This is a genomic window from Synechococcus sp. R6-7, from assembly GCF_047461695.1.
Taxonomy (GTDB): domain Bacteria; phylum Cyanobacteriota; class Cyanobacteriia; order Thermostichales; family Thermostichaceae; genus Thermostichus.
The window spans coordinates 1-1,095 of record NZ_JANSHS010000139.1; the positions used below are offsets into that span (position 1 = coordinate 1).

General features: G+C 57.4%; 2 protein-coding genes. One reads left to right on the top strand and one right to left on the bottom strand.

Going from position 1 to position 1,095, the window contains the following annotated elements; all coding sequences use genetic code 11:
- Positions 1 to 543 (bottom strand): DNA gyrase subunit A (locus tag NW815_RS04775; protein WP_414415766.1); only part of this gene is annotated, 543 nt, incomplete at its 3' end.
- 191 nt (positions 544 to 734) lie between these two features.
- Here NW815_RS04775 and NW815_RS04780 point away from each other — a divergent pair.
- Positions 735 to 1,049, top strand: coding sequence for a hypothetical protein (locus tag NW815_RS04780; protein WP_414375520.1), 315 nt, complete (start codon positions 735 to 737; stop codon positions 1,047 to 1,049).
- Positions 1,050 to 1,095: the final 46 nt, after the last annotated feature.

Here is a 1,095-nt window from a genome sequence, read left to right on the forward strand (position 1 = left end):
CATGCCCACGGCAATGCCGGAAGAGCCGTTTAAGAGCAGTTGCGGGATCCGCGCCGGCAGCACCAGGGGTTCTTGCTGGGATCCGTCGTAGTTGCCGACAAAATCGACAGTGTTGGCGTCAATATCTTGGAGCAGGGCTTCTTGGGCAAAGGCAGTCAGCCGACACTCGGTATAGCGCATGGCTGCCGGCGGATCGTTGTCCACAGAGCCGAAGTTGCCATGCCCATCCACCAGCCGCTCCCGCATGGAGAAATCTTGAGCCATGCGCACCAGCGCATCATAGACGGCCTGATCCCCATGGGGATGGTATTTTCCAATTACATCCCCCACCACGCGGGCACACTTGCGGAAGGGGCGATCCGCCGTCAGGCCCAACTCGTGCATAGCGTAGAGAATGCGGCGGTGCACCGGCTTCAGGCCATCCCGCGCATCTGGCAAAGCCCTCCCGACGATCACGCTCATGGCGTATTCCAGGTAGGACTGCGACATCTCCCGCTGCAGGTCGGTGGAGATGATGCGCGCCGTCGATTCGTTGTCGCTCATGGGGTTGGGTTATCCGTAAGGGATCCCAGTCGGCCTTGGCGCAGTGGGTTCATGGAAGTTTATCGAGAAGCCAACCTTGGCCGTGGCAGACTGAAGGTGATTGAATTGAGCAGAAAGCTTTTGTATTCCCAGTCTACCATTCGCCCTTTGTGAAGGCTGGCTGACTTCCAGTAGGAGAGGCTCGGTGGTTCATCGGCGGCCCTCTCTACAGCCTCATGGATCGAGATTTACAGGTGGGCCAAGCGGAGCTGATCATTACCCTGACCGGCATCGACGATACCTTTTCCCAAACCATCTATGCTCGCCACTCCTACTTGGCCGATGAGATTCTCTGGAACCACCGATTTGCCGATATTCTCCACCTGGACAGCAATGGGCATCGCTATGTGGACTACTCTCACCTATTTTCGGGCTGGAGGCCGCACCATAGCCGCAGGCTTGGTGCCGGGAGGAAAGCCCGCCTCCATATAAGTGTACTGGGACAAAACCTGGATGAGCTACAATAAGCCCATGAGCCAGACCATCTCTGTACGTTGCAAGCTGATAGTCCCA